The sequence below is a fragment of the Micromonospora cynarisoli genome (assembly GCF_030518815.1).
Classification (GTDB): Bacteria; Actinomycetota; Actinomycetes; order Mycobacteriales; family Micromonosporaceae; genus Micromonospora; species Micromonospora wenchangensis.
The window spans coordinates 2,854,896-2,880,499 of the sequence record NZ_CP130426.1 but is presented as its reverse complement, the minus strand read 5'-3'; the positions used below and the strand labels follow the sequence as shown (position 1 = coordinate 2,880,499).

Here is a 25,604-nt window from a genome sequence, read left to right as displayed (position 1 = left end):
CACACTCGAATGCCCGGCGATCGTCGCCGGGGCCGGTGGTCTTCCGCAGGCGTGCCCGGTGGCGTCCGGGGGTCAGCCGACGGTGACCGAGGCGTCCCGACGGGCCGTCAGCGCCTGCTGGTAGAGCCGCCCCGCCCGGTACGACGAACGCACCAGCGGCCCGCTCATCACCCCGGCGAAGCCGATCTCCTCGGCCTCCTCGCGCAGCTCGACGAACTCCTCCGGCTTGACCCAGCGGGTCACCGGGTGGTGCCGGGGGGTCGGACGCAGGTACTGGGTGATGGTGATCAGCTCGCAGCCGGCGGAGTGCAGGTCGCGCAGCGCCTGGGAGACCTCGGCCCGTTCCTCGCCCATGCCCAGGATCAGGTTGCTCTTGGTGACCAGCCCGGCGGCGCGCGCCTGCCGGATCACGTCGAGCGAACGCTCGTAGCGGAACGCCGGACGGATTCGCTTGAAGATCCGCGGCACCGTCTCGACGTTGTGCGCCAGCACCTCGGGCCGGGCCCCGAACACCTCGGCGAGCTGCTCGGGGACGGCGTTGAAGTCGGGGATCAACAGCTCGACACCGCAGCCGGAACGCAGCGCGTGGATCTGCCGGACCGTCTCGGCGTAGAGCCACGCGCCGCCGTCGGGCAGGTCGTCGCGGGCCACCCCGGTGACGGTGGCGTAGCGCAGGCCCATCGTGGCCACCGACTCGGCCACCCGACGCGGCTCGTCGGCGTCGAACTCGGCCGGCTTGCCGGTGTCGATCTGACAGAAGTCGCAGCGCCGGGTGCACTGGTCGCCGCCGATGAGGAAGGTGGCCTCCCGGTCCTCCCAGCACTCGTAGATGTTGGGGCAGCCGGCCTCCTGGCAGACGGTGTGCAACCCCTCGCGGGAGACCAGCCCACGCAGCTCGGTGTACTCCGGCCCCATCTTGGCCTTGACCTTGATCCACGGCGGTTTGCGCTCGATCGGCGTCTCGGCGTTGCGCGCCTCGATCCGCAGCATCCGTCGCCCCTCGGGGGCGACCGTCGCGGAGCGCGCTGCCTGCTGGGTCGTCGGCGCGGAGTGCTCGATCGTCACAAAACCGAGCCTACGCCCGACGGCGGCGATCGATGCACGTCGGGCGACAGGAGTCACGTCACCGGTCTTGTGACACCGGCCACCCGGCGACCGGAAAAGCCCGTTACAGACCGACGGATCGGGTGCTAGCGTGCCGGCAGAGCTGTGACGGAGCCGAGTAACGCCCCGATCCGCCAGTGCAGAGAGCCGCCGGTTGCTGGAAGGCGGTCTGACGCCGGGGCGCGAAGACCCTCCCGAGCCGCGGGAAGAACGGCGTGTCCGCGCGCCCAGTAGAGCCCGCCCGGCTGGCCCCGGTGAAAAGGCGACGAATGAGGCCCCGCCACGGCGGGGGCGAAGGTGTGGTGGCACCGCGAGGTTCCCGCTCGCCCACACCTCCCGGGGATCGCGTTGCGATTGATCGAGGAGGTAACCGCCGTGCAACGCATCCTTTCCACCCACCTGCCCACCCGTACCGGCACGACCGTGCGGATCGCCGGCTGGGTGCACCGCCGCCGACTGCTCAAGTCGGTGGCCTTCCTGATCGTCCGGGACGCCACCGGCCTGACCCAGGTGGTGGTCACCGACCCGGACGTGCGGGCCGTCGTGACGGCGCTGCCCGAGGAGACGGTGGTCGAGGTGGTCGGCACGGTCACCGCGAACGGCACCGCGCCCGCCGGGGTCGAGCTGACCCACCCGACCGTACGACCGCTCGGCCCGCCCGCCGTGCCGCCCCCGTTCGACCTCTACCGGCCGGCGCTCACCGCGACCCTGCCCACCCAGCTCGACCACGCGCCGGTGGCGCTGCGGCACCCGACCCGCGCGGCGGCCCTGCGGATCGCGGCGGCGGCGGTGGCCGGCTTCCGGGCCACCCTGGACGCCCGCGACTTCGTGGAGGTGCACACCCCGAAGGTGGTCGCCACGTCCACCGAGAGCGGGGCGAACGTCTTCGCCCTCGACTGGTTCGGCCGGCCCGCGTACCTGGCCCAGTCGCCGCAGTTCTACAAGCAGCTCATGGTGGGCGTCTTCGAACGGGTCTACGAGGTGGGGCCGGTGTTCCGGGCCGAACCGCACGACACCGTCCGGCACCTGGCCCAGTACACCTCGCTCGACGTCGAGCTGGGCTTCGTCGACGACCACCGGGACGTGATGGCGGTGCTGCGGGACACCCTCGCCGGGATGCTCGCCGAGGTGGCGCGCCGGGCCGGGGGCGCGGTGGCCACCCTGGGCCTGACCCTGCCCGGGGTGCCGGCCGAGATCCCGGCCGTGCACTTCACCGAGGCGCTGCGGATCGCCGGCGCACCCGCCGACGAACCCGACCTGGCCCCCGCCCACGAGCGGACGCTGGGGGAGTGGGCCCGCGACAGCCACGGGTCGGACTTCCTCTTCGTCACCGGGTACCCGATGGCGAAGCGACCCTTCTACACCCACCCCGACCCGGCCCGGCCGGCGTACTCGAACGGGTTCGACCTGCTCTTCCGGGGCCTGGAACTGGTCACCGGCGGGCAGCGGCTGCACCGCCACGCCGACTACCTGGCGGCGCTCGCGGCCCGCGACGAGCCGGTCGAGCCGTACGCCGGGTACGTCGACGCGTTCCGGCACGGGATGCCGCCGCACGGCGGTTTCGCGATCGGTCTGGAGCGGTTCGTGGCCCGGCTGGTCGGCGCGGCCAACGTCCGGGAGGCGACCGCCTTCCCGCGCGACCTGCACCGGTTGACCCCCTGAGTCACCCGGCGTGCCCGACCGGACGGTTCGGTGCGCGGCGGCGTCACGAACTCCACGCCGGCTCTAGCCGAGCAGGGTGGGCAGGTGCCGTTCCACCACGGGCAGCACCTCGGCCACCGTCACGGGGCGGCCCAGTTCGGCGGTGAGCGAGGTGGTGCCGGCGTCGGCGATGCCGCAGGGCACGATCCGGTCGTAGTACGACAGGTCGCAGTCGCAGTTGATCGCGAAGCCGTGCTGGGTGACGCCCCGGGCGACCCGGATGCCGATGGCGGCCACCTTGCGGGCCGGGCCCCGGTCGTCGTCGGGCACCCAGACGCCGCTGCGCCCCTCGACCCGGCCGGCGGTCAGCCCGAACTCGGCGCAGACGTCGATCAACAGCTGCTCGGTGCGGCGGACGTAGGCGACCACGTCGACCGGATCGGGCAGCCGGACGATCGGGTAGCCGACGAGCTGCCCCGGGCCGTGCCAGGTGATCTTGCCGCCCCGGTCGACGTCGACGACTGGGGTACCGTCCATCGGCCGGTCCCAGGGCTCGGTGCGCTTGCCGGCGGTGTAGACGCTCGGGTGTTCCAGCAACAGCACGGTGTCGCCGCGCTCGCCGGCCACCACCGCCTCGTGCAGCCGACGCTGCTCGTCCCACGCGGCCGAGTAGTCGACCACACCCGCCCGGACGGCGGTCACCCCGGAAGTCGTCACGCTCACCCTGCCACCCTAGCCCCGCCCGCCTCCGCCGCGCCCCGTGAGCCTCGTCGCGCCACCCTGCGTGACCCCCGCCGACGACCCACCGGCAGGACCGGTCGGGCGGATGGACCCGTCAGGCGGCGGGGACCGTCCAGAGCCACACGTCGTCCACCCGGCGGGGCTCGCCGAGCAGGGCGGTGGCGGTGCGGCGCAGGGCGTCCTCGTCGAGGTCGTACTTGGCCCCGTGCACCTCGTCGGGGAGGACCACCGCCTCGACCCCCCAGTACCGCAGGTCCGCCCGGGACAGGCGGATGCTGCCCTCGGTGACGATCGGCACCAGCCCGGTCCGCCCGGCCTGGTCCATCAGCGTGTCGAAGGTGCGCGGCGGCGGCCCGATCCGACCCCGCCCGTCCGGGCCGCCGGGGCCGAGGAAGAAGCCGGCGGGCAACCGGAACTCGCCCTGCCGGTGGGACAGGGCGTACGCCTGCCAGCGCTGCCCGTCCGGGGTCACGTCCAGGGTCAGCGGGATGGGGGTGAGCACCCCGCCCGGTGAGACGTACTCCCGCCAGGTGCCGGCGGTGACGAACTCCGGCACCGGCGGGCGGACGCTGGTCAGCAGCGGGGTCGGCAGCAGCGGCAGCAGCGCCGCCACGAACCCGACCCGCCACGCCCAGGCCGCCGTGCGGCCCGGTGGCGTCGCCCGCAGCCGGTCGACGGTGTACGCGAGCAGCACCCCGATCACCGGCGCCACCACCAGCGCCAGCCGGGACGGCAGGGCGGCGTTGACCACCGGCAGGTTGTCCAGCACCCCGAAGGGCAGCAGTTGACCGGTACGCCTCCCGTTCCACTTCGCCAGCGGCCCCCAGGACAGCACCGCGAAGACCACGGCGGTCAGCCCGAGCGCGGTCAGCGTGGCCCGCCGGCCGGGGCTGGCCCGTCGCCACAGCCACCCGAAGCAGGCCACGGTGAGCAGCAGCAGCGGCAGCCCGAAGAAGCTGTTCTCCTCGGTCGGGTTGGGTGCCAGCGTGGTGTCCCCACCCAGCGCCCCGGCCAGCGAGCGGCTCGGGTACGCCCCGAACGCGGCGATGTCCTCAGCGTGGATGACCGAGTCGAAGCCGGTGCCGTGGAACCGCTGCGGCCCGGCGAAGTGCAACCACAGCGGGTACGCCAGCAGCACCCCGGCGACCAGCGCGGTCACCGCCAACCCGCGCAGGAAGTCCGGCAGCGCGGCGCGGGCCTGCGCCCGGCGGGCCGGGTGCAGCGCCCAGACGGCGAGGAAGACGGCGACCGCCAGCGCGGTGAAGAACAACCCCTCGGCGGCGATCGAGAAGGCCACCGCGACCAGCACCCCGAGCACCAGCCCGCCCCGCAACCAGCGGCCCGGCCGGCGCAGCGCGAACACCCCGGCCACCAGCAGCGGCACCAACCAGCCCGCGGTCCAGTTCAGGTGGGCGTTGGCGTGCGCGACCATGCCGGGGGAGAAGGCGATGAACAGCGCCCCGACGCCCGCCGCGAGCCGACTGGCGACCAGGTGCCGGGAGAACAGCCAGTACCAGGCCAGCGCGGTGGCGGCGAGGTTGAGGGTGAGGATCACCAGGAACGTCGCCGGCGGACCGACCAGGTACGTCAGCGGCGCGAAGACCACCGCGTACACGGTGATCGAGGTGTTGACGGCGAGGTTCACCCCGTCCGGCACGTTGAGCAGGTGGGTGAAGAGCGGGTTCTCCCCGTGCGTGACCGCGTGCCCGCCGAAGGCGAGCAGCCACTCGAAGAGCGCCTGGTCGCTGGAGTTGACGGTGATCGCCCGCTGGTTCGGGTCGCGCCACAGCCCGCTGGTCACCCAGACCGCCAGCGCCACCGCGACGACCAGCACGATCAGGTCGGCCCGCCGGCCCCGGGCGGCGTCCGGGACGGCGGTGGGCGGCTGGTCGGCGGCCAGGGTCGGGGAAGTCGGCACGGAGCGGACGTTACCAACCGGAACTGGACCGACCGGTCGGACCCGCTACCCCGACCCTGGCGGGTCAGTCGTGCAGGGCGGCGTGCAGCGCGGCGGGCAGCCCGGGGTGGGTCCAGGTGAAACCGGCCCGGGTGAGCACGGCGGGCAGGACCCTCGCGCTGGTCAGCGCCTCCTGGGCGAAGCCGCCCAGGGCGAGCTTCAGGGCGACCGCCGGGATCGGGACGACCGCCGGCCGGTGCAGTTGGCGGGCGAACTCCCGGGTGAACTCGGCGTTGGTGACCGGATTCGGGCCGACCACGTTGACCGCGCCGGCGACCTCCCCGGCGGTCAACAGGAACACCGTCGCGTCCAGCCAGTCCCGCAGCGAGATCCACGGCAGCCACTGCCGTCCGCTGCCGAGCCGGCCGGCGATGCCCAGCCTGAACGGCAGCAGCTGCGGCTTGAGCAGCCCCCCGTCGCGGTGCAGCGGCAGACCTGTGCGCAGCCGCACCACCCGGGCCCCGGCGTCCTCGGCGGGCCGGGTCGCCGCCTCCCAGACCCGGCACACGTCGGCGAGGAACCCCTCACCCGCCGGGGCGTCCTCCTCGACCACCCGGTCGCCGGTGTTGCCGTACCAGCCGACCGCCGAGGAGTTGAGCAGCACCGGGGGCCGGTCCGCCGCCGGCATCCCGGCGATCGTGACGGCCAGCGTGGTGGTGGTGTCCACCCGGCTGGACCGGATCACCCGGCGGTACCCGTCGGTCCACCGCTTGTCACCCACCCCGGCCCCGGCCAGATTCACCACCGCGTCGACCCCGGCCACCACGGCCGGGTCGAGCTGCCCGGCGGTCGGGTCCCACCGCTGCTCGTCGGGGGTACGCGGCGACCGCCGGACCAGCCGGGTGACCTGGTGCCCGTCGTCGGTGAGGCGGTCGACCAGCCGGGTGCCGAGGAAGCCGGACGCGCCGGCCATCAGGATCCGCATACCTCCATCTTCGGGTACGGAGGCGGTGGTGGATGCGTGGAGCGTTACGAGTCACTCGATTGTCGTGGCGGCGGACCTGGTTTGTGCTACTCGAGATTCACTTCCGGTGTGGCTCCCACTGTGTGGCTATCTCGTTGATGTCTTCAAGTAGCCGCTTCCAGCTATCGAGCCGAGCGACCGGCCCCGATGGATCGAGTAGCTGAAGTAGTTGACGCCGATGTTGGCTGAATCGCTTACGGACCGCCTCCCTGCGGCGGCCGGTCTCTCCCGCAGCGGCCAGGAGGCAGGTCTGGAGAACCCCCTTTGGATCGGCGAGTGCCTCCACCTCGTGTCTTTTTGGCAAGGCGAGGTTCATACGTCCCATCGGATTGCCGGCCACCAGCCGGATGGTCGCCTCATCGAGCAGCAGCCACGCCTCCGTCATGCGCACTGGAATCACCGGAATGAGTAGACTGTCCAGATGGAGTGAGTCGATCGCACTGGTGATCTCTCTCAAACGGGCGCTGCGCCCGGCATTATCTGCGTCTCGGTGTACCACAATCAGATCGACGGGTGCTCCGACCAGCCTCAGGCCGGCAGCTACCCGGGACCGCACGTCCTTGTCGACCTTTCCGAGCAACGAAAAGTCCGGTTGACTCAGCCGGACCTCGATGCCTCGCTCGAGAAACAGGGACTCGATGAGTTCCGCAAGGGGTGCATCGGAACTGCCCTCCGCCACGAACAAGCCGGAGTAGGAACGTTGCCTCATCCCGCCATGTCCAACGGCAGTCGCAGTTGAGCCCCGGGAGGCGCGGCGAGATAGGCCACGACATCCGCCTCGGAGAAGCTCGGCTGTCCTGGCAGGGCCCGCCACGAGTCGCGGTAGGGCAACAGGGCCAATGCCCTGGTGACCGTCCCGTCCGGTGCCAGTTTGGGTCTGATGTCGGCCAACAGGAGATCAGACGTGCCGCAGAGTGCCATCACTCCCGGTGAATGCGTGTTCACGATGACCTGTCGGAACGGGTTGGTATCCGCAGGGGCGACGGTGGGGTCAACAGCAAGGTCTTGAACGAGTTGTACCATCGCGGGCAGGTTTGCGGGGTGGATGCCGTTTTCCGGCTCCTCCATGCAGATGAGCCCGGTGAACCCTGGATCCTCCAGCAGGACGCAGAGCGCCAGGAATCGGAGAGTGCCTTCTGAAAGAGCGCGAGCGGGTAGCCGGAGGTTACCCTTCTCCTGTAGGAAGAGTGTGAAGACCTCCCGAACCTGGTCCAACTCCACGGTGATTCCCCTGACGCCGAGCCCGATGAGATCGGACAGGCGACCGGCAACGCGGGCATAGAGGGCGGCCGGGTCGGCCTCGGGTTCGTCCCCGGCGGGTTCGTTGGCGATGCGGTACAGCGCTGCGGCCAGGTGACGGCCGTCGGGCGCGAGTGAGCGCGGATCGGCGAAACTGTCAGGGGCGCGTAGTGCGGAGGGCTCAAGAGCCAATCTGCGCCAGCTCTGCATCTCTCGTCGGGCCGCCAGAATCGTCGGGTAGTCGTTGGTGGTGACCGTGCTGAGCACAGTGCGACCGGCCCGAGCCGCTGCTCGCGGTTGGGGCTTGCCTCTGCTTCCGCCGTCGCCGTGGACGTTGATGACCGTGCCGGTGTCCCGCTGCTCAGTGGAGAGGAACGGGCCGCCCCGTCGCTCACCGCGTACCACGCCATTGCGGAAACGTGCGACGTTGTGACGGAACTTGAGGTGTTGCCCCGCTTCGCCCCGCCGGATGTGCCGTAGCTCTTCACCGAGCAGGCTCAGCCGGCCAATGCTGCCTTCTCGCGTAGGTGTCTCGAAGCCGAGCGTCACTTCATAGCGGAGGAAGGTGGTGGTGGCGTCGGCGGTCGTCCCGAGGTCGTCCTCCACCTCGGCCGGAACGATCATTTCGGCGGCGAGCTTGATTCGATGTTCATGGTCCCGATAGCCGTCCCAGAACAGGTCCCGAGGATCGCCACCCCGCACACCGGATGAGCCGCGGACGCGTTGCGAAGCCTCTACAAGGCTGTCACTGGCAAGGTAGGACATGAACTCGATGGCGTCGAAGATGTTCGACTTTCCGACCCCGTTGGCACCGGCGATGCAGGTGAAGGGGCCAAAGTCTACCGCGATATCGAGCAGGTTCTTGAAACCCTGCACCTCGAGCCGCGTCAGCATGGCACGAGCCTAGTCGTCGAGAGACTTCCCATCCGTACCCCCTCTGCTGCCGGCGCGGCGGCGGCCCGGTCGGGCAAACTCTGTGGTCGACTCCTGAACGGGCGGAAGAAGAACGAGACCTGCCCGGCTCGGCATCGGTACGCGGCACGACAACGGTGTGGTCAGGCTTTCGGTAGAACCGACCGCAGGTCGGCCAGGAGGCGCTCCACCTCGGCGAACGCGTCCGCCGGGAGCGCGCCGAGGGTGAGGGCGGCAAAGTTCTCCCGGGCCTGCGCCACCGTCCGGCACCCCGGGATCGGCAGCGTACGGGGGCTGCGGGCCAACAGCCAGCCCAGCGCCCCCTGGGCGAGGGTACGGCCGTCGGCGGTCAACCCCGCCCGGATCGCCGCCACCCGGGCCGACCACTCGGGGGTGGGTCGGCCGTCGCGGAACCAGACCAGCCACTCCGGGGCCCGGCCCCGCACGTCGTCCGCGCCCGGCGTACGGGTGGCCCCGGTGAGCAGGCCCATCGCCAGCGGCCCCCGGTTGAGGCTGGCCAGGTCGAAGGTGTCGCAGACGGCGAGCACCTCCGGGTTGTCGTTCAGCACCGACTCGTCGTGTTCGACGGCGATGCAGTGCGGGCCCGCCCCGGCGAACGCCCGCGCCGAGTCCGGGTTGTCGGTGCTCCAGCCGTACCCCCGGATCTTGCCCTGGGTGACCAGGCCCTCCAGGGTGTCGACCAGGTCGAGCGCGGCGGACGCCGGCAGGTCGTTGAGGTGCAGCAGGTAGAGGTCCACGTGGTCGGTGCCGAGCCGGCGCAGCGACCCCTCCAGGCTGGCGACCGCGTACGCCGGGCTGGCGTCCACGCCCAGCGCCCGCCGGGTCGCCTCGTCGCTGCGGTTGCCGAACTTGGTGACGATCACCGCCTTGTCGCGCCGGCCGGCGAGCGCCCGGCCGAGCACCCGCTCGCTGTGCCCGGCCCCGTAGTTGCTGGCCGTGTCGAAGAGGGTGACGCCCAGGTCGAGGGCCTGGTGGATGGCGGCGACCGACTCGTCGTCGTCCACCTCACCCCAGCCGTACGGCTGACCGTCGTCGCCCCACAGCGGGCCACCGATCGCCCAGCACCCCATGCCGATCGCGCCGACCTCGATTCCGCTGCGGCCCAGAGTCCGTGTCGTCGTCATGCCGACCAGTTTTCAACCTGGAGTGCGCTCCAGGTCAAGCGGTAACATCCGGCCCATGTACCCGCCCTCGGAGGCCGCCCGACGCAGTGGGTTCAGCCTCGACACTCTCCGCTACTACGAGAAGATCGGCCTGCTCAGCTGCATCGGACGCACCTCGGGCGGCCGTCGGGTCTTCACCGATGACGACCTGAGCTGGCTGGTGGTCTTCCGCTGCCTGCGCGACACCGGCATGCCGATCGCCGAGATGTGCCGCTACGCCGAGCTGTCCCGCGAGGGGGAGCACACCGTCGCCGCCCGGCAGGAACTGCTGGAGCAGCACGCCGCCCGGGTCGAGGAACAGTTGACCCTGCTCCAGCGCCAGTACGCCCACCTGCGCGAGAAGATCCGCTTCTACCAGGGCATCACCGGGGCGACCCCCGCCCCCTGAGCGCCCGGCCCCGCCGGTCACGGTCGGGTGGACCCCGACCCGTCCGGGGCCGGTGGGGCACCGGGCAGCCGGCCCAGCACCGGGACGAGCGGTTCGAGAGCGTCCCGGCGTACCACGAAGCGGGTGACACCCCAGCGACGCCGGTGGGCCGCGACCGCCGCGACGATCTCGTCCACCGTGCCGATCAGCACGAACGGGGTGGCCAGCAGCTCGGCGACGGTCAGCCCGACCCGCTCGGCCTGCTCGGCGGCGGCGGCCCCGGCGTCGTCGGTGACCACCACCGTCTGCACCAGCGCCTCCAGCGCGGGCGGGGTGTCCCGCCCGGCCGCACCGGCGGCCACGTGCGCGAGCTGCGCCTCGATCTGGTCGACCCGCCAACGCGCCTCGTGCCGGTGGCCGTCGGCGAGGGTACGCCCGAAACCGGTCAACCCGACCACGTCGGCGTGCGCGCCGGCCCAACGCAGCAGCGTCGAGTTGGCGGTGCCCATGGTCAACGGGATGCGCTCCTGCACCGGCCGGGGCGAGGTCAGCCGGGCCTCCCGCGCCGCCAGGTCGGGGGAGTCGACCGTCACCGGGGAACCGTCGAGCAGGGCACGGACCGCCTCGGCGACGGCCACGCAGCGGCGTACCCGACCGGCCACGCCGGGGCGTACCCGGCCGACGGCGGCCCACTCGGCGGGGGTGTGGCCGGCACCGACACCGAGCCGGGCCCGCCCGCCGGAGACCAGGTCGAGGGTGGCCACGTCGGCGGCGAGCAGGATCGGTTCCCGCACCCCCAGGTTCGACACGTACGAGCCGAGACCGATCGTGGTGGTCACCGATGCGGCGGCGGCGAGCGCGACGAACGGGGACGTCACGTCGCCCGGGTGGTCGGCGGCGAGCAGGGCGGCGAAACCGGCCGACTCCGCCCGGCGGGCGAGATCGACCCAGCTCGCCGCGTCGGTCGGGGTGGCCTGGAGCGAGAAGACGGTCACCGGGTCAGCTTCGCCGTCGTGGACCGTCCCGGCCATCCCGCAGGCCCGGATTCTGCCAACCGGAGAATCCCGGCACGCTCCGCCGGCCGGGAGGCTGCTGCCGCCGGGCTACTGCGGGTTCGGCCGCCTCTCCTCCGGGTTCGCCTCGTGCCAGCGGGCCCGCCAGGCGGCCGCGTGTGCCTCGTGGTCGGCCCGCTCGTCGTGTACGGCCCGACGCAGGGCCTGCCGGGAGCCGCTCATGATCACCACCTCTGTCGTGACCAGCCCGACGCAGATGGCGGTCAGCAGCGCGAGCGCGACCAGCGCCGAGAGCCCCGCCGCGACCGGCACGGCGGCGGCGAGCACCACCAGCGTGCCGAGCCGGGTCCAACTCAGCGTGTGCAGGGTGCGCAGTTGGAACAGCATGTTGCTGGCCAAATAGCAGATCACCCCGCCGAAGAACAGCGGCACGGCCGGCCCGTGGGCCCGCTCGCCGAGCCCGCCGGCCGGGTCGGTGACCGCGCGGACCAGTTCCTCGCTGCCGATCGCGAACAGGATGATGCCCGCGATCATCGGCAGGTAGAGATAGGCGTAGGCGTCCCGGGCCATGGTCGTGCGACGGCGGCCGGTCGCCGCATGCAGGGCGATCCGGGCAGCCGGGCCGATCAGGTCGAAGTGTGCCCACCACAGGGCGGCGGTGAAGATGATGCCGAGCGCGGAGGCGATGACCCCGGGCCAGGTCACCGGCTTGCCGAGGACGTTGCCGCCGACGCCGACCGAGATGATCGACTCGCCGAGCGCGATGATCAGGATGAGGTCGTACCGTTCGGTCCAGTGCTCGGCGGAGGTCACCGCCCAGCTCCAGGTGTCGGCGACCAGCCCGGTGCCGTACTGGACCAGCACCACCAGAACCCAGAGCACGTCGCGGACGAGGCCGGCCCGGTCGGAGTCGCCGATCGCCACCGGCACCAGGGCCGCCGCCAGCAGCAGCACGGTGCTGGTGAGCAGTTCGGGCAGGAAGTGGAACAGGGGCCGCCGGCCGGTCGGGTCGTTCTGCGCGGTGAGCAGGAACAGCACCACGTGTACGCCCCGGACCGCCACGTAGCTGACCGCCACCACCAGCGGCCCGGCAAGCTCCCCCTGCGGCGGGCTGAACGCCTGCGGCAGGGCCAGCGCGAACGCGAACAGGGAGGCCATCGCGACCACCATCAGCACCGGGACGAAACCCTCACCGAGCCGTAGCCGGGTGGCGGCCATGCTGTGCACCACCCAACACCACCAGAGCACGGCGAGCACCAGGCCGGCGTGCAGCAGTTGCCGGCCGCTGATCTCGGCGGCGGTGGCCCGGGTGATGATGAAGAACGAGACGACGAAGACCAGGTCGAAGAAGACCTCGAACTTGTCGACCCGGGCACCGGGTGCGACGGCCACCGCCGGGCCGAGCCCGCCGCTCCGTCGTTCACCGTTCACCGGTCCACTCTGGCAGCGCGCCGGGGGGCCGGGGCGGGAATCCCGCAGCCGGTCCCTCGTCGTCAGTGCCGGCTCAGCCCGGCCATGAGCAGGTCGAGCAGGCGGCCGGCGAGCTCCCGTTGCTCCGGCCCCTGCGCCGCCAGCGACATCCCGCCCAGCCCGGCCAGCACGTCGCCCGGGTCGACGTCCGGGCGGATCGTGCCGGCGGCGACACCGGCCGCCAGCAGCCGGGTCAGCGCCGCGACCAGCAGGTCCCGGCTCTGTGCGTACGGGTTGGCGCCGGCGGCGATCACCAGGCGCAGGGCGTCGGCCATGCCCCGTTTGGTGGCCAGGTAGTCGACGAAGCGGTCCATCCAGGCCCGGGTCGCCTCGGCGGGTGGCAGCCGGGCCAGCAGGTCGTCGGCGGCGGCGCAGAGCTTGGCCAACTCGCTGCGGTAGGCGGCCTCCACCAGCGCCTCCCGGGTGGGGAAGTGCCGGTAGAGGGTGCCGATGCCGACCCGGGCGTCCCGGGCGATCGACTCCAGGGTCACCTCGGGCCCCTGCCGGGAGAACGCCCGTACGGCGGTGTCGAGCAGCCGCTGACGGTTGCGCTGCGCATCGGCGCGCAGCGGCCGGGGCCCGGCCGGCGGCACGCCGACGCTCGGGCCGGTCGGCCCCGGGTCGTGGTCCGGGTCGGTCTGCCGCGCGTCGTGGTCCGGGTCGGTCTGCCGCGCGTCGCGGGCCGGGCTGGTGGGCGGCACGTCGCCTCCTGATGTCCGGTGCGGTGGCGTCACCGCACCGGTGCGTGTCGGGGGCCCCCGACGGGCCGGTTGCGGGGTGACGACGGCCACCCGGACCGGCCCGGCGCGGCGACCGGTTGGCAAACGGAGGAACCTCCGGTTACGCTCGGAGGCGTAACGGAGGGCCCTCCATTTCTCATCGTACCGGTCGGGCCGCCCGGCCCACGCCGCACCGACAAGGACGGATCATGACCACCGACACCCCGGTCCACACCCCCTTCGACGCCCGCACCACCGCCCTGGAGGTGGTCCGCGACGTCGACCTCACCGGCCGACGCGCCGTGGTCACCGGCGGCGCCTCCGGCATCGGCGTGGAGACCGCCCGCGCCCTCGCCGCCGCCGGAGCGGACGTCACCCTGGCCGTACGCGACCTCGAGGCCGGTCGGCGCGCCGCGAAGGACATCACCGACAGCACCGGCAACGACCGGCTGCTGGTCGCTCCGCTCGACCTCGCCGACCAGGCGTCGGTGGCCGCCTTCGTGGCCACCTGGGACAGGCCGCTGCACATGCTGGTGAACAATGCCGGCATCATGGCCTCGCCCGAACGGCGTACCCCCGAGGGCTGGGAGTTGCAGTTCGCCACCAACCACCTCGGGCACTTCGCCCTCGCCACCGGGCTGCACCGCGCCCTCGCCGCCGCCGAGGGAGCCCGTGTCGTCGCGGTCAGCTCGGCGGCGCACCTGCGCTCCCCGGTGGTCTTCGACGACATCCACTTCCGGCAGCGCCCGTACGACCCGTGGGAGGCGTACGGGCAGTCGAAGACCGCGAACGTACTGTTCGCCGTCGAGGCGACCCGGCGCTGGGCCGACGACGGCATCGTCAGCAACGCGCTGATGCCCGGCGCGATCCCGACCAACCTCCAGCGGTACGTCAGCGCCGAGGAGCTGGCGCGGATGCGGGCCGCCAGCGGGGGCGGGTCGGCCACCTGGAAGACCGTCGAGCAGGGTGCCGCCACCTCGGTGCTGGTCGCCGCCTCGCCGCTGCTCGACGGGATCGGCGGCCGGTACTTCGAGGACTGCCAGCAGGCCGGCCCGCACCAGCCCGGCACCCGCACCGGCGTCGCCGCGTACGCCCTCGACCCGGCCGCCGCCGAGCGGCTCTGGACGGTCTCCGCGCAGACCCTGCGCGGCTGACCCGCCGGGGTGTCGTGCCCGGCACCCCGGTGACGACGGAGGGCGCCCCGGTCGACCGACCGGGGCGCCCTCGCGCAGGCGGGTGTTACAGGCCCAGCTCGGCCTCGAAGTTGCCGCCCTCCAGCCGTTCCTTGACCGCGACCAGGAAGCGGGCCGCGTCGGCGCCGTCGATCAGCCGGTGGTCGTAGGACAGGGCCAGGTAGACCATCGACCGGATCGCGACGACCTCGCCCAGGTCCGGGTCGTTGACCACGACCGGACGCTTCACCACGGCACCCGTGCCGAGCATCGCCGACTGGGGCGACGGCACGATCGGGGTGTCGAACAGCGCGCCCCGGCTGCCGGTGTTGGTCAGCGTGAAGGTCGCCCCGGCGATCTCGTCCGGGCTGATCTTGTTGGTCCGGGTGCGCTCGGCCAGGTCGGCGACCCGCTTGGCGATGCCGCCCAGGTTGAGGTCACCGGCGTTGTGGATGACCGGCGTCAGCAGGCCCCGCTCGGTGTCCACCGCGATGCCGAGGTTCTCGGCGTCCGGGTAGGTGATGGTGCCCGCGTCGAGGTCCATCCGGGCGTTCACGATCGGGTACGTCTGCAGGGCCTCGATGGCGGCCAGTGCGAAGAACGGCAGGAACGACAGCTTCACGCCGTGCCGCTGCTGGAACGAGTCCTTCGCCTGCGCCCGCAGCCTGGCGACCCGGGTGACGTCCACCTCGATCACCGTGGTGAGCTGCGCCATCTCGTGCAGCGACTCCTGCAGGCGGTTGGCGATGGCCTTGCGGATGCGGGTCAGCTTCTCGGTGGTGCCCCGCTTGCCGCTCGGCTGCGGCTTCGCCGCCGGTGCGGCCGGGGTCGCCGCGGCGGCCGGCTGCGCGGCGGGGGCCGGAGCTGCCTTGGCCGCCTTCGCCTTCTCCGCCGCCTCCAGCACGTCCTGCTTGCGGATCCGGCCACCCACGCCGGTGCCGTTGACCGAGGCCAGATCGACACCGTGCTCGCCGGCCAGCTTGCGGACCAGCGGGGTCACGTAACCGGGAGCGTCGCCGCCACCCTGGGCGGGCGCGGCCGGTGCCGCCGGCTGGGCGGCCCGCTCGGCCTGCGCCGGCTGGGCGGCCGACTCGGTCTCGGCGGCCGGCTCGCTGTAGCCCGCGCCCGGGGTCGGCTCGGTGACCTCAGGCTTAGCCTCGGCCCTGGGCTGCTCCGCCTTCGGGGCCTCCGCCTTCGGGGCCGGCTCCGGCTCCGGCTTCGCCTCGGCCGGGGCCGCCCCCGCCGCACCGATGATCGCCAGGTCCGCGCCGACGGCGGCGGTCTCGTCCTCGGGGACCTTGATCTCCAGGACGGTGCCGGCGACCGGCGACGGGATCTCGGTGTCGACCTTGTCGGTGGAGACCTCCAGCAGCGGCTCGTCGACCTCGACGGTCTCGCCTACCTGCTTGAGCCAGCGGGTGACCGTACCCTCGGTGACGCTCTCGCCCAGGGCCGGCATCTTCACCGGGGTGCCCTCGCCCGACGCCGGGGCGGCCTGCGCCGCCGGCTGCTCCCGGGCCGGCTGCTCCTGCTCCGGCTCCGGGCCGGTGCCCTCGGCGGCGGCCGTCGGCTCGGCGGCCGGCGCGGCCTGCTCCTGCCCGTCGGCCTGCGGGGCGTCCCCGCCTGCCGACTCGCCCTCACCCGAGATGACGGCCAGCTCGCTGCCCACCTCGGCGGTCTCGTCCTCGCCGACCACGATCCGGCTCAACACCCCCGCGGCGGGGGAGGGGATCTCGGTGTCGACCTTGTCGGTGGAGACCTCCAGCAGCGGCTCGTCGACCTCGACGGTCTCGCCCTCCTGCTTGAGCCAGCGGGTGACGGTGCCCTCGGTGACGCTCTCGCCGAGCCGAGGCATGGTGACCGATACCGGCATGTTCTGAAACTCCTTCGTGGCCTGGTGCGATCCTCGCCCGCTTGCCGCCGGCGTCGCGGAATGAGTGTGGGTCAGGCGTGCGCGTGCAGCGGCTTGCCGGCCAGGGCCAGGTGCGCCTCACCCAGTGCCTCGTTCTGGGTCGGGTGGGCGTGCACGAGCTGCGCCACCTCAGCCGGGTAGGCCTCCCAGTTGTAGATGAGCTGCGCCTCGCCGATCAGCTCACCGACCCGGGCACCGACCATGTGGACGCCGACCACCGGGCCGTCCTCGACCCGGACCAGCTTCACGAAACCGGCGGTCTTGAGGATCTGGCTCTTGCCGTTGCCGCCGAGGTTGTAGTTGTAGGTCCTGACCTTGTCGCCGTACTGCTCCTTGGCCTTCGCCTCGGTCAGGCCCACCGACGCCAGCTCCGGGTCGGAGTAGGTGACGCGCGGGATGCCGACCTCGTCGATCACGGCCGGGTTCAGGCCGGCGATCTCCTCGGCGACGAAGATGCCCTGGGCGAAGCCCCGGTGGGCGAGCTGGAGGCCGGGCACGATGTCGCCGACCGCGTAGACGTTCGGCACGCCGGTGCGCAGCCGTTCGTCGGTGAGCACGTACCCCCGGTCGAGCTTGACGCCCTGCTCCTCGTAGCCGAGGTCGGCGGTGTTCGGACCCCGGCCGACGGCGACCAGCAGCAGCTCGGCCTCGACCGTCTCGCCGCCGGCGATGGTCAGCCTGACGCCGTTCTCGGTCTTCTCGACCTTCTCGAACGGCTTGCCGACCTTGAAGTTGATCTTCCGCTTGCGGAACGCCCGCTCCAGCGCCTTGGACGACTCCTCGTCCTCGGCGGCCACCAGCCGGGGCAGCGCCTCGACGATGGTCACGTCCACCCCGAAGGACTTCCACACGCTGGCGAACTCGACGCCGATCACGCCGCCACCCAGCACGATCGCCGACGCCGGCACCCGGTCCAGGGTCAGCGCGTGGTCGCTGGTGATGATCCGCTCGCCGTCGACCTCCAGGCCCGGCAGGCTCCTGGCGTACGAGCCGGAGGCCAGGATCACGTTGCGGCCGGTGTACCGCTTGCCGTCCACCTCGACGACGTTCCTGCCGACCAGCTTGCCGGCGCCCGCCACGAAGGTGATGTTCTTGCTGCTGCCGACCAGCCCCTGCAGGCCCTTGTAGAGGCGGGAGATCACCCCGTCCTTGTACGAGTTGACCCCGGCCATGTCGATGCCGACCAGCTCGGCCTTGACCCCGAACTGCGCCGACTCCCGGGTCTGGTCGGCGATCTCCGCCGCGTGCAGCAGCGCCTTGGTCGGGATGCAGCCGTTGTGCAGGCAGGTGCCGCCGAGCTTGCCCTTCTCGACCAGCGCGACGGAGAGATCAAGCTGGGCGGCACGCAGCGCCGCCGCGTAGCCGCCGCTGCCACCTCCGAGAATGACGATGTCGAAGGTTGCGTCGTTCGGCTCGCTCACGTCCAACTCCCTGGTCGCTTCGCTGCATCGGGGGGTCACGGCGGGGCGCCACGGGCAGACCCCACCTCGGTCATCTTGTCACTTGCCCGTCCGGGGCGCGTACCGAGGTGCCCAACGACACGTCCCCGACACGTACTCTTGGCACCGTCCGCGACGACGGACGGGGGAGAGGAGTAGCCCGGTGGCGCTGTTCCGGCGACGCAAACCGCCGACCCCGGCCAACCGTGACCGGCCGGCCGACCGGGCCGACCTGGATCACCTGGCCAACTTCGCCCGCACCCGCCGGGGGGTCGAGGCGTACCTCGAACCCCGGACCACGATGACCGAGACCACCGTCATCATGATCGCCGACGACGGCGAGTGGACCCGGCGGCGCATCGACGGCCCGGACGGCGCCCGCCGCTTCGCGCACGCCCTGGGCATCCCGATCTACGACGTCCGGCTGATGGGCTACCCGCAGCGGATGCGCGACTACAACGAACGCCGCAAGCGCCGCCCCGAGCTGTACTGAGCAGCCCCGCCCCGGCCGGCGACGTCACACCGACCGGCGACGCGACCGGCCCGGAAACGCGGACGGGACGCCCACAGGCGTCCCGTCGTCGCGTCGTACCTCAGTCAGCCGTTGGCGGCGACGTCCTCGACCAGCTGCACCAGGGTGCGCACCGGCACGCCGGTGCCGCCCTTGGTCCAGTAGCCGGTCGGCTCGCCCGAGTGGTAGCCGGGGCCGGCGATGTCGATGTGCGCCCAGGCCACGTCGTCGGTGACGAACTCGCGCAGGAACACCCCGCCCTGGAGCATGTGGCCGGCCCGGTCCATGCCCGCGTTGACCTGCGAGATGTCCGCGACGTCGGAGTCCATGCCCTTGCGGACGTCATCCGGCAGCGGCATCGGCCAGGCCGGCTCGCCGACCGTGTCACCTGCCACCTTCACCCGCTCGCACAGCTCGGGGGTGCCCATCACCCCGGCGATCCGCTTGCCCAACGCGATCACCTGCCCGCCGGTGAGGGTGGACGTCTCGAACAGGTAGTCGGTGCCGTCGGCGCAGGCGCGGGCCATCGCGTCACCGAGGATCATCCGGCCCTCGGCGTCGGTGTTGAGCACCTCGACCCGCTTGCCGTTGAACATGGTGACCACGTCACCCGGCCGGTAGCTGGTGCCCGACGGCATGTTCTCCGCCATCGGCAGGTAACCGGTCACCGTCACGGCCGGCTTGAGCGCCGCGATCGCCAGCATCGCCGCGCCGACCGCCGCCGCGCCCGCCATGTCGGACTTCATCTCCCACATGCCCTGGGCCGGCTTGATCGAGATGCCGCCGGTGTCGAAGGTGATGCCCTTGCCCACCAGCGCCACCCGCTTGCCGTTCGTCTGGCCCTGCGGGGTCCAGGTCAGCTTGACCAGCCGCGGCGGGGCCTCCGAGCCCTGCCCGACGGCAGTGATGCCGCCGTACCCGCCGGCCCGCAGCTGCTCCTCGTCGAGCACCTCGACGTCGAGCCCGGCGGCCCGGGCGGCGGTGGCGACGGCCTCGGCGAAGGCCGGCGGGCGCAGCTCGTTCGGCGCGGTGTTGACCCAGTCGCGGCTGGTGCGCACCGCGCCGGCCACGGCGGTGGCCCGGTCGACCTCGGCCCGCGCGGTCGCGTCGGCGGCGTCCGGCACGGCGATCAGCACCTCGGCCACCGGCTCCCGCCGGGACGGCTGCGGCTTGGTCTTGTAACCGGCGAACCGGTAGCCGCCGAGCAGCGCCCCCTCGGCGACCGCGCGCAGCGCGGCCGGAGCGTCGGCGTCGTCGGGCAGCGGCAGGCTCAGCGCCACCCGGGGCGCCCCGGCCAGCGCCCGGACCGCCGCGCCGGCGGCCCGGCGCAGCGTCTCCGGGGCGGGGGCGGCACCGGTCGGCTCCGGACCCAACCCGACCGCCACGACCAGTGGGGCGGTGACGGTGCCCAGCGTGGCCAGCTTGATCACCTCACCGGGGCCGCCGGTCGCGCCGAGCAGGGCCAGCGTCGCGGTCAGCTTGCCGTCGAAGGCGGCGGCGATGCTCTCCGCGCCGTCGGCGAGCAGCAGGGTGCCGGCCGCCGGACCGCTCGTGGCGTCCGGACCGGTGGTCTGGCTGTGCACGCCGATCACGATCGCGTCGACCGCGAGTTCGGCGGGGTCGGTGTCGACCAGGCTGAGGGTGGTGCTGGACGATGTCACTGAAGCTACTCCGGGCGGGCCGGGCCGGCCGCGTCGTCGCGTACCGGCGGTGATGGTCTCCGGCGGCAACCTACCCGCCGGAGCGCGGGTGCGTCCCGCCGAAGTGCCGACGGGTCCCGCCGATGCTAACCAGCGGGACACCCGGCGGTAAGTTGCCACCCATGACGGACGTGACCTCCGACGCCGCCGCGACCCGGCTGCGCCGTTCCCCGCTGCACGCGCGACACACCGCGCTCGGTGCCAAGTTCGCCCCCTTCGGGGGGTGGGAGATGCCCCTGGAGTACGCCGGCGGCGGCGTGCTCAGGGAACACGCGGCGGTCCGGACGGCGGTCGGCGTCTTCGACGTCTCGCACCTGGGCAAGGCGCGGGTCACCGGCCCCGGGGCGGCCCGGTTCGTCAACTCCTGCCTGACCAACGACCTGGACCGGATCGGGGCGGGCCGGGCGCAGTACACGCTCTGCTGCGACGACGCCACCGGTGGCGTGGTCGACGACATCATCGCCTACCGGTACGCCGACGACCACGTCTTCCTCATCCCCAACGCGGCGAACACCGCCGAGGTGGTCCGCCGGCTGCGCGCCGCCGCCCCGGCCGACGTCGAGGTCACCGACGAACACGACCGGTACGCCGTGCTGGCCGTGCAGGGGCCCCGTTCGGCCGAGCTGCTCGACGCGCTGGGCCTGCCCACCGGACACGACTACATGAGCTTCTCCCAGGCGACGCTGGCCGGTGCCGAACTGACCGTCTGCCGTACCGGCTACACCGGTGAGCTGGGCTACGAGCTGGTGGTGCCGGCCGACCACGCCGTCGCCGTCTGGGACGCGCTGTTCGCCGCCGGGGCGCAGGTCGAGCTGCGGGCCTGTGGGCTGGGCGCCCGGGACACCCTGCGTACCGAGATGGGCTACCCGCTGCACGGGCAGGACCTCTCCCTGGACATCACCCCCGTGCAGGGGCGCTCCGGCTGGGCCGTGGGCTGGGACAAGCCGGCCTTCTGGGGCCGCGACGCGCTGCGCGCCGAGAAGGCCGCCGGCCCCCGCCGTACGCTGCGCGGCCTGGCGGCCGTCGACCGGGCCATCCCGCGCGCCGGGATGACCGTGTACGCCGGTGACGCCCCGGTCGGCACCGTCACCAGCGGCACCTTCAGCCCCACCCGTAAGCAGGGCATCGCCCTCGCCCTGCTGGACACCGACCCGAAACTCGCCGACGGCGACCTCGTCGAGGTCGACATCCGGGGCCGCCGCGCCCAGATGCGGGTCACCCGACCCCCCTTCGTCACCCCCTCCGTCCGCTGACCCCGCCCCCGGTCCCCCGGCCCCGGCCCCTGCCCCCGGGAGAGTGTGCAGGGGGCAGGGGGCGCGGGGGAGCGCCGGGGGAGGGCGGCGGGGTCAGTGGGTGGGGTGGGGGCGTTCGCCGGCGTCGAGGACGGCCTGGGTCCAGCCGCCCTCGATGACGCCGGTGCCGTCCAGGACCGCCCAGTCGACGACCTCGGCGACCGCCACCACGACCGGGGAGCCGATCCGCACGGTGGGGTCGGTGTTGGCGTCGCTGGCGCTGGCACCGACGATCCGCTCCGGGGCGTCCCACGAGCTGACCCCGGCCCACACGTACTCGGGGCCGTCGTCGCCGGGCAGGCCGTACTTGACCACCAGTTGCGCCTCCGGCGGCAGCCCGTCGGCGAGGAACCGGGCCCGGATGTCGTCCAGCCCGGCGCGGGCGGTGGCGACGGCCCGGCTCATCGCGTCGCCGGCCCGGGCGTACCGGACGTCCGGCTCGATGCCGGAGAAGAGGGTCGCGCAGGCCGCCGCGTAGTAGCGGCCGTCCGGGCCGGGATGACCGGGCGGCGGGCGCAGGCTCAGGAACGAGTCGGCGTCCGGGTCGGTCGCCGGGTCCAGCTCCAGCCGCAGCAGCACCGGTGCCGTCGCGCCGTGCTGCTCCGGATTGCCGTACGCCACCGCGATGTCGTGCCCGGTCACCGTGGCCAGCACCGGCAGCTGCACGAACGCCGGCACCTCCTCGCCGGCCAGCCCGTCGGTCCAGTCCCGCAGCAGTCGGCGGGCGGCACCGGTCAGCACCGCGCCCCAGGCCCGGGTGAGATGGTCGGGCACCCCCTGGGTCTGCAACTCCAGCAGCCCGAAGCGGCGCAGCCCCTTGGTGGTGAACCACAGCCCCTCGGTGTCCGAGGAGTACGGCACGAGCACCCAGTCGACCAGCCGGATGCGGCCCTGCGCGTCGGGCAGCGACCTCAACGCCGTCGCCGGGTCGAGGAACTGCAACCCGAACACGTCCACCACGTCACCGTCGACGGATTCGGCGACGGCGGCGGCCACCGCACGGGCCGCCCACTCGTGCGCCGGTGGCCAGCCCGGCCGGTACTCGGCCTGCACCACCACCAGGTGACTGGCGGCGGCGAGCCGGCCCAGCTGGGCCTCGGTGGCGCCGAACGCGGTGAGCAGGTCCGGCGGCAGTTGCGGGAACTCGTCGATCGACCGGGTGTCCACCGACATCAGCGGGCTGTCCAGCATCTGCGTGGCCAGGCCGTACACCGGGTCGGCGAGGCGGCCGGCGAGACCCCGTACCGCCGTCTTCGGGCTCACCGGTGGCAACCCCGCCACCGGCACCAGGTAGGTCGCGCTGAGCGACTCCGGGACCGGTACGGGCAGGAAGTCGTCCGTGATGAGCAAGTCGTCCCCCGGAAGGCCGTGCCGGTGCTGTCGGGGCAAACGCTACCCGGCGCGCCGTGTCGTCCTCAGGCGGACAGCACCAAGCCCAGGTAGACCAGCGTGGTCACCACCTCCACGACGGCCCCCAGCACGTCGCCGGTGATCCCGCCGAACCGGCGTACCAGATGGCGGAGCAGGCAGGTGGCGACGGCGAGGGCGGCCAGCACGGCCAGCGGCCCCTGCCACGGCCGGCCCGGCACGGCCGGCACCGCCACCAGCGCGACGGCGACCGTCCCGACGACCGGCGCGACCGGCCCGACCGTTCCGGCGACCAGCGCGCCCAGCCCGTCGGGGCGGGCCGCCGGCACCCCCCGGCGGCAGGCCAGGGTCACTCCGAGCCGGCCGGCGGCGGTGCCGGCCAGCACCGCCGCGAGCACCGCCGGCCAGGACCGCCCGGCCAGCTCGGCCAGCGTCGCCGTCTGCAGCAGCAGGACGACCACCAGCGCGACCACGCCGAACGGGCCGACGTCCGGCTTCTTCATGATCTCCAGCGCCGCCGTGCCCCGCCGGTAGGAGCCCAGCGCGTCCACGGTGTCGGCCAGCCCGTCCAGGTGCAGTCCCCGGGTGAGCAGGGTCGCCGCCGCGACTGTCACCCCGGCGGCGACCAGGGGCGGGGCGAGCGCGGCCAGGCCGAGCAGCACCGCGGCCAGCACCGCCCCGAGCAGCAGCCCGACCAGGGGCGCGAGCGTCATCGCGGTGCCCGCCGTCGCCCGGTCGATCCGCCCGGCCCGGACCGGGACGGTGGTGAGGGTGGTCAGCGCCAGCCGGAGCCCGTCGCCGCGCCCCGAATCAGCCGGCACGCCGGCCGGACGGGTCGGGCTCCGGCCCGGCGTCGGCGGGGGCGGTGGTGGTCGGCCCCGGGCCGGCCGGCGTCGGCTCGGCGAACTCCGGGGTGGCGTCGGGCTGCCCCGCCTCGCTCCCGGCGGTCGCCGGCGCGGGGGGCTCCGGCTCGCCCTCGGGGGCGGTCGCGGCGGCGTCGGCCGGCAGGTCGGAGTCCCCGTCGTCGTCGGGGCCGCCGTGGTGCGGGTGCACCGGCAGCGACCCGGCCAGCGCCAGCACCGAGCGCAGCAGCGGCAGGGCGGCCAGCGCGTTCGCGCCCTCGCCCAGGTCGAGCCGCAGGTCCAGCAGCGGGGTCAGACCGAGCACGTCGGCGGCGAGCCGGACCGCCGGGTGACCGCCGTGGTCGACCAGCAGGCACCAGTGCCGGGCCTGGCCGGCCAGATCCCGGGCGACCATGCCGGCGGCCAGCCCGACCGGCCCGTCGAGCAGCACAGGCACCCGGCGGGCGGTCGCCCCGAGCAGCACGCCGCAGGCCACCGCCACGTCACCGCCGCCCAGCTCGGCCAGGATGTCCTTGGCGTCGCGGGGGGAGCGGCGGGTGCGGTGCAGCGCGTCCCGGACCGTCGCGCACCGCACCATCCAGGCCGCGTCGTCGATCTCGCCGTCGGCGGTGTGCACCCGGCCGAGCACGGTCGGGGCCTCCGCGCCGGCGGTCGCGACCAGCACCGCCGCGGCGGCGGCCTCCGCGCCCGCGCCGCACGCCCCGAGCACCAGCAGCCGTACGCCCGCCTCGGCGGCCTCCTCGGCCAACCGCCAGCCGTAGCGCAGCGCCGACTCGACGGTGTCGGCGTCCAGCGCCGGCCCGTGCTCGATCGGCGCGGCCGGCGGGGCGTCCACCACCTGCAGGCCGGCCCCGTTCTCGGCGGCCAGCCGGGCCAGCGCCCCCCGGCCGGCGCGGGCCTGCCGGGCCAGCCGGGTCGACTCGCCGACCGGTGCCCCGGCCGCCACGCCACCGGTGTGGTCGCCGTGCAGCAGCAGCACCCGGACGTCCGTCCACGGCATCGGGGTGGGGGTGCCCTGGGTGGCGGCGGCGAACTCGACCACCCGTTCCAGCACGCCCAGGCCGGCGCCCGGCAGGTCCAGGGTGCCGAGCCGCTGCACCGCCTGCGGGCCGGCGTACTCGTCGGGCATCGGCAGTTCCATGCCCGGCTGGATGACCAGGCCGGTGGCGACCACCGGCAGCGCCATGGTCGGCGTGGTCCAGGTCGTGCCGGCCGGGGTCCGTGGGGCCGGCGGCACGGTGGGGGTGAGCACCTCCGGCAGCGGCCCGGCGGCCGGGAGCGTCGCGGCGGCGGCCGGGCCGGCACCGTCCGTCCCGTCGACCGGGACGGCCCGGGCGGGTACGCCGACCGGCGGGACCGACGCGGACGGCTTCAGCCAGGCCGGCTGGCCGGCGACCACCAGCGCGACCGCGTCGCAGGCGTCCGCGACGGCCCGGTTGGCGGCGCCCAGCGCGTCGGCGAACGCCCGCCCCAGCGGGGTGGTCGGCACCAGCGACAGCCCCACCTCCGGGCTGACCAGGACGATCCGGGCCTCGCTGGCGCGTACCGCGTCGGCCAGTTCGGTGATGGTGGCGACGTCGTCGGCCGGCTGGTGCGCCGGGTCGAGCAGCACGGTCACCCAACCGCCCAGGTCGTCCACGAGCAGCGTCTCGTTCGGCCCGGCGGAGGCGAGCACATCCGCCAGCCGGCGCGGGTCGTCGGCGGTCTCCTCGGTGGTCCAGCTCCCCGGCCGGCGGGCCCGGTGGGCGGCCAACCGGGTGGCCCACTCGGTGTCGTCCGGGTCGGCGGCGGCCGAGGTCGCCACGTAGCGCACCGTGGGCGCGTCGGCCACCAGGGACTCGGCGAACTCCGACTTGCCCGAACGGATACCGCCGAGCACCAGGACCGTGTTCCACCCCTCAACCGACATGCCCGTACCTTAAGGCCGCCCGACCCGGCCCCGCCCGCCGGCCCGGACCCGTCACGCTGCGCGGAACCCCGGCGTCGGGGGCGTGCGTCCCGTGCGCGCCGGTGACGGCCGACTACGCTTGCGGGGG

At 73.6% G+C, this 25,604-nt stretch carries 21 protein-coding genes; 5 read left to right on the top strand and 16 right to left on the bottom strand.

Translation table 11 applies throughout. The annotated features are described in order from the left end of the window. Positions 1 to 72: 72 nt before the first annotated feature. Positions 73 to 1,122, bottom strand: coding sequence for a lipoyl synthase (gene lipA, locus Q2K16_RS11840; protein ID WP_302745373.1), 1,050 nt, complete (start codon positions 1,120 to 1,122; stop codon positions 73 to 75). 357 nt (positions 1,123 to 1,479) lie between these two features. Here lipA and aspS point away from each other — a divergent pair, with 357 nt between their 5' ends. Continuing rightward, positions 1,480 to 2,766, top strand: coding sequence for an aspartate--tRNA(Asn) ligase (gene aspS / locus Q2K16_RS11835; protein ID WP_302745371.1), 1,287 nt, complete (start codon positions 1,480 to 1,482; stop codon positions 2,764 to 2,766). Positions 2,767 to 2,829: 63 nt separating this feature from the next. Here aspS and lipB read toward each other — a convergent pair whose 3' ends face one another. The 6 genes from lipB to Q2K16_RS11805 form a co-directional block, all read right to left on the bottom strand. Beyond that, the gene (lipB, locus tag Q2K16_RS11830; protein WP_302745370.1) at positions 2,830 to 3,468 is read right to left on the bottom strand and encodes a lipoyl(octanoyl) transferase LipB; all 639 of its coding nucleotides are present in this window, start codon (positions 3,466 to 3,468) and stop codon (positions 2,830 to 2,832) included. 112 nt (positions 3,469 to 3,580) lie between these two features. Further along, a complete protein-coding gene (locus tag Q2K16_RS11825; protein WP_302745368.1) occupies positions 3,581 to 5,404 on the bottom strand; it encodes a DUF6311 domain-containing protein in 1,824 nt (607 codons plus the stop codon). 64 nt (positions 5,405 to 5,468) lie between these two features. After that, positions 5,469 to 6,368 carry a TIGR01777 family oxidoreductase gene (locus Q2K16_RS11820; RefSeq protein WP_302745366.1) on the bottom strand — a complete coding sequence of 300 codons (900 nt, stop codon included), beginning with the start codon at positions 6,366 to 6,368 and terminating at the stop codon, positions 5,469 to 5,471. A 97-nt stretch (positions 6,369 to 6,465) separates the two neighbouring features. Further along, positions 6,466 to 7,116, bottom strand: a complete 651-nt coding sequence (locus Q2K16_RS11815) for a DUF4276 family protein (RefSeq protein WP_302745364.1) — start codon at positions 7,114 to 7,116, stop codon at positions 6,466 to 6,468. After that, a complete protein-coding gene (locus tag Q2K16_RS11810; protein ID WP_302745363.1) occupies positions 7,113 to 8,540 on the bottom strand; it encodes an AAA family ATPase in 1,428 nt (475 codons plus the stop codon). The genes Q2K16_RS11815 and Q2K16_RS11810 overlap by 4 nt, the downstream gene beginning before the upstream one ends. A 161-nt stretch (positions 8,541 to 8,701) precedes the next feature. Then, the gene (locus Q2K16_RS11805; RefSeq protein WP_302745361.1) at positions 8,702 to 9,703 is read right to left on the bottom strand and encodes an aldo/keto reductase; all 1,002 of its coding nucleotides are present in this window, start codon (positions 9,701 to 9,703) and stop codon (positions 8,702 to 8,704) included. Between the two features lie 55 nt (positions 9,704 to 9,758). Here Q2K16_RS11805 and Q2K16_RS11800 point away from each other — a divergent pair, with 55 nt between their 5' ends. Then, positions 9,759 to 10,130 carry a MerR family transcriptional regulator gene (locus Q2K16_RS11800; RefSeq protein ID WP_302745359.1) on the top strand — a complete coding sequence of 124 codons (372 nt, stop codon included), beginning with the start codon at positions 9,759 to 9,761 and terminating at the stop codon, positions 10,128 to 10,130. A gap of 17 nt (positions 10,131 to 10,147) precedes the next feature. Here Q2K16_RS11800 and Q2K16_RS11795 read toward each other — a convergent pair whose 3' ends face one another. The 3 genes from Q2K16_RS11795 to Q2K16_RS11785 all read right to left on the bottom strand — a co-directional run bounded on the left by Q2K16_RS11795 (position 10,148) and on the right by Q2K16_RS11785 (position 13,293). After that, complete coding sequence (locus Q2K16_RS11795; RefSeq protein ID WP_302745357.1) at positions 10,148 to 11,104, bottom strand: LLM class flavin-dependent oxidoreductase; 957 nt, start codon at positions 11,102 to 11,104, stop codon at positions 10,148 to 10,150. Positions 11,105 to 11,212: 108 nt separating this feature from the next. Next, positions 11,213 to 12,553, bottom strand: coding sequence for a low temperature requirement protein A (locus tag Q2K16_RS11790; RefSeq protein ID WP_302745356.1), 1,341 nt, complete (start codon positions 12,551 to 12,553; stop codon positions 11,213 to 11,215). Positions 12,554 to 12,615: 62 nt separating this feature from the next. Beyond that, positions 12,616 to 13,293: a TetR/AcrR family transcriptional regulator gene (locus tag Q2K16_RS11785; protein WP_368052547.1), complete on the bottom strand. Its 678-nt coding sequence runs from the start codon at positions 13,291 to 13,293 to the stop codon at positions 12,616 to 12,618. Positions 13,294 to 13,520: 227 nt separating this feature from the next. Here Q2K16_RS11785 and Q2K16_RS11780 point away from each other — a divergent pair, with 227 nt between their 5' ends. Next, entirely contained in the window at positions 13,521 to 14,465 is a 945-nt protein-coding gene (locus tag Q2K16_RS11780) for an SDR family NAD(P)-dependent oxidoreductase (RefSeq protein WP_302745354.1), read from the top strand. Positions 14,466 to 14,550: 85 nt separating this feature from the next. Here Q2K16_RS11780 and sucB read toward each other — a convergent pair whose 3' ends face one another. Together sucB and lpdA are read right to left on the bottom strand one after the other, a co-directional pair. Next, a complete protein-coding gene (gene sucB, locus Q2K16_RS11775; protein ID WP_302745352.1) occupies positions 14,551 to 16,356 on the bottom strand; it encodes a 2-oxoglutarate dehydrogenase, E2 component, dihydrolipoamide succinyltransferase in 1,806 nt (601 codons plus the stop codon). 71 nt (positions 16,357 to 16,427) lie between these two features. Further along, the gene (gene lpdA, locus Q2K16_RS11770; RefSeq protein ID WP_302745351.1) at positions 16,428 to 17,855 is read right to left on the bottom strand and encodes a dihydrolipoyl dehydrogenase; all 1,428 of its coding nucleotides are present in this window, start codon (positions 17,853 to 17,855) and stop codon (positions 16,428 to 16,430) included. Between the two features lie 142 nt (positions 17,856 to 17,997). Here lpdA and Q2K16_RS11765 point away from each other — a divergent pair, with 142 nt between their 5' ends. After that, positions 17,998 to 18,327: a hypothetical protein gene (locus Q2K16_RS11765; RefSeq protein WP_302745350.1), complete on the top strand. Its 330-nt coding sequence runs from the start codon at positions 17,998 to 18,000 to the stop codon at positions 18,325 to 18,327. 104 nt (positions 18,328 to 18,431) lie between these two features. On the opposite strand, the gene Q2K16_RS11760 is transcribed toward Q2K16_RS11765, so the two are convergent. Further along, positions 18,432 to 20,006, bottom strand: coding sequence for a leucyl aminopeptidase (locus Q2K16_RS11760; RefSeq protein WP_302745349.1), 1,575 nt, complete (start codon positions 20,004 to 20,006; stop codon positions 18,432 to 18,434). Positions 20,007 to 20,167: 161 nt separating this feature from the next. Between Q2K16_RS11760 and gcvT the strand changes: the two genes are divergently transcribed. Further along, the gene (gcvT, locus tag Q2K16_RS11755; protein WP_302745348.1) at positions 20,168 to 21,298 is read left to right on the top strand and encodes a glycine cleavage system aminomethyltransferase GcvT; all 1,131 of its coding nucleotides are present in this window, start codon (positions 20,168 to 20,170) and stop codon (positions 21,296 to 21,298) included. 93 nt (positions 21,299 to 21,391) lie between these two features. Here gcvT and Q2K16_RS11750 read toward each other — a convergent pair whose 3' ends face one another. The 3 genes from Q2K16_RS11750 to Q2K16_RS11740 all read right to left on the bottom strand — a co-directional run bounded on the left by Q2K16_RS11750 (position 21,392) and on the right by Q2K16_RS11740 (position 25,477). Further along, positions 21,392 to 22,687: a DUF2314 domain-containing protein gene (locus Q2K16_RS11750; protein ID WP_302745347.1), complete on the bottom strand. Its 1,296-nt coding sequence runs from the start codon at positions 22,685 to 22,687 to the stop codon at positions 21,392 to 21,394. Positions 22,688 to 22,752: 65 nt separating this feature from the next. After that, positions 22,753 to 23,526 (bottom strand): adenosylcobinamide-GDP ribazoletransferase, encoded by a 774-nt coding sequence (gene cobS / locus Q2K16_RS11745; protein ID WP_302745345.1) that lies wholly within the window; start codon positions 23,524 to 23,526, stop codon positions 22,753 to 22,755. Further along, positions 23,516 to 25,477 (bottom strand): bifunctional adenosylcobinamide kinase/adenosylcobinamide-phosphate guanylyltransferase, encoded by a 1,962-nt coding sequence (locus Q2K16_RS11740; RefSeq protein WP_302745344.1) that lies wholly within the window; start codon positions 25,475 to 25,477, stop codon positions 23,516 to 23,518. Before Q2K16_RS11740 ends, cobS begins: the two co-directional genes overlap by 11 nt. Positions 25,478 to 25,604: the final 127 nt, after the last annotated feature.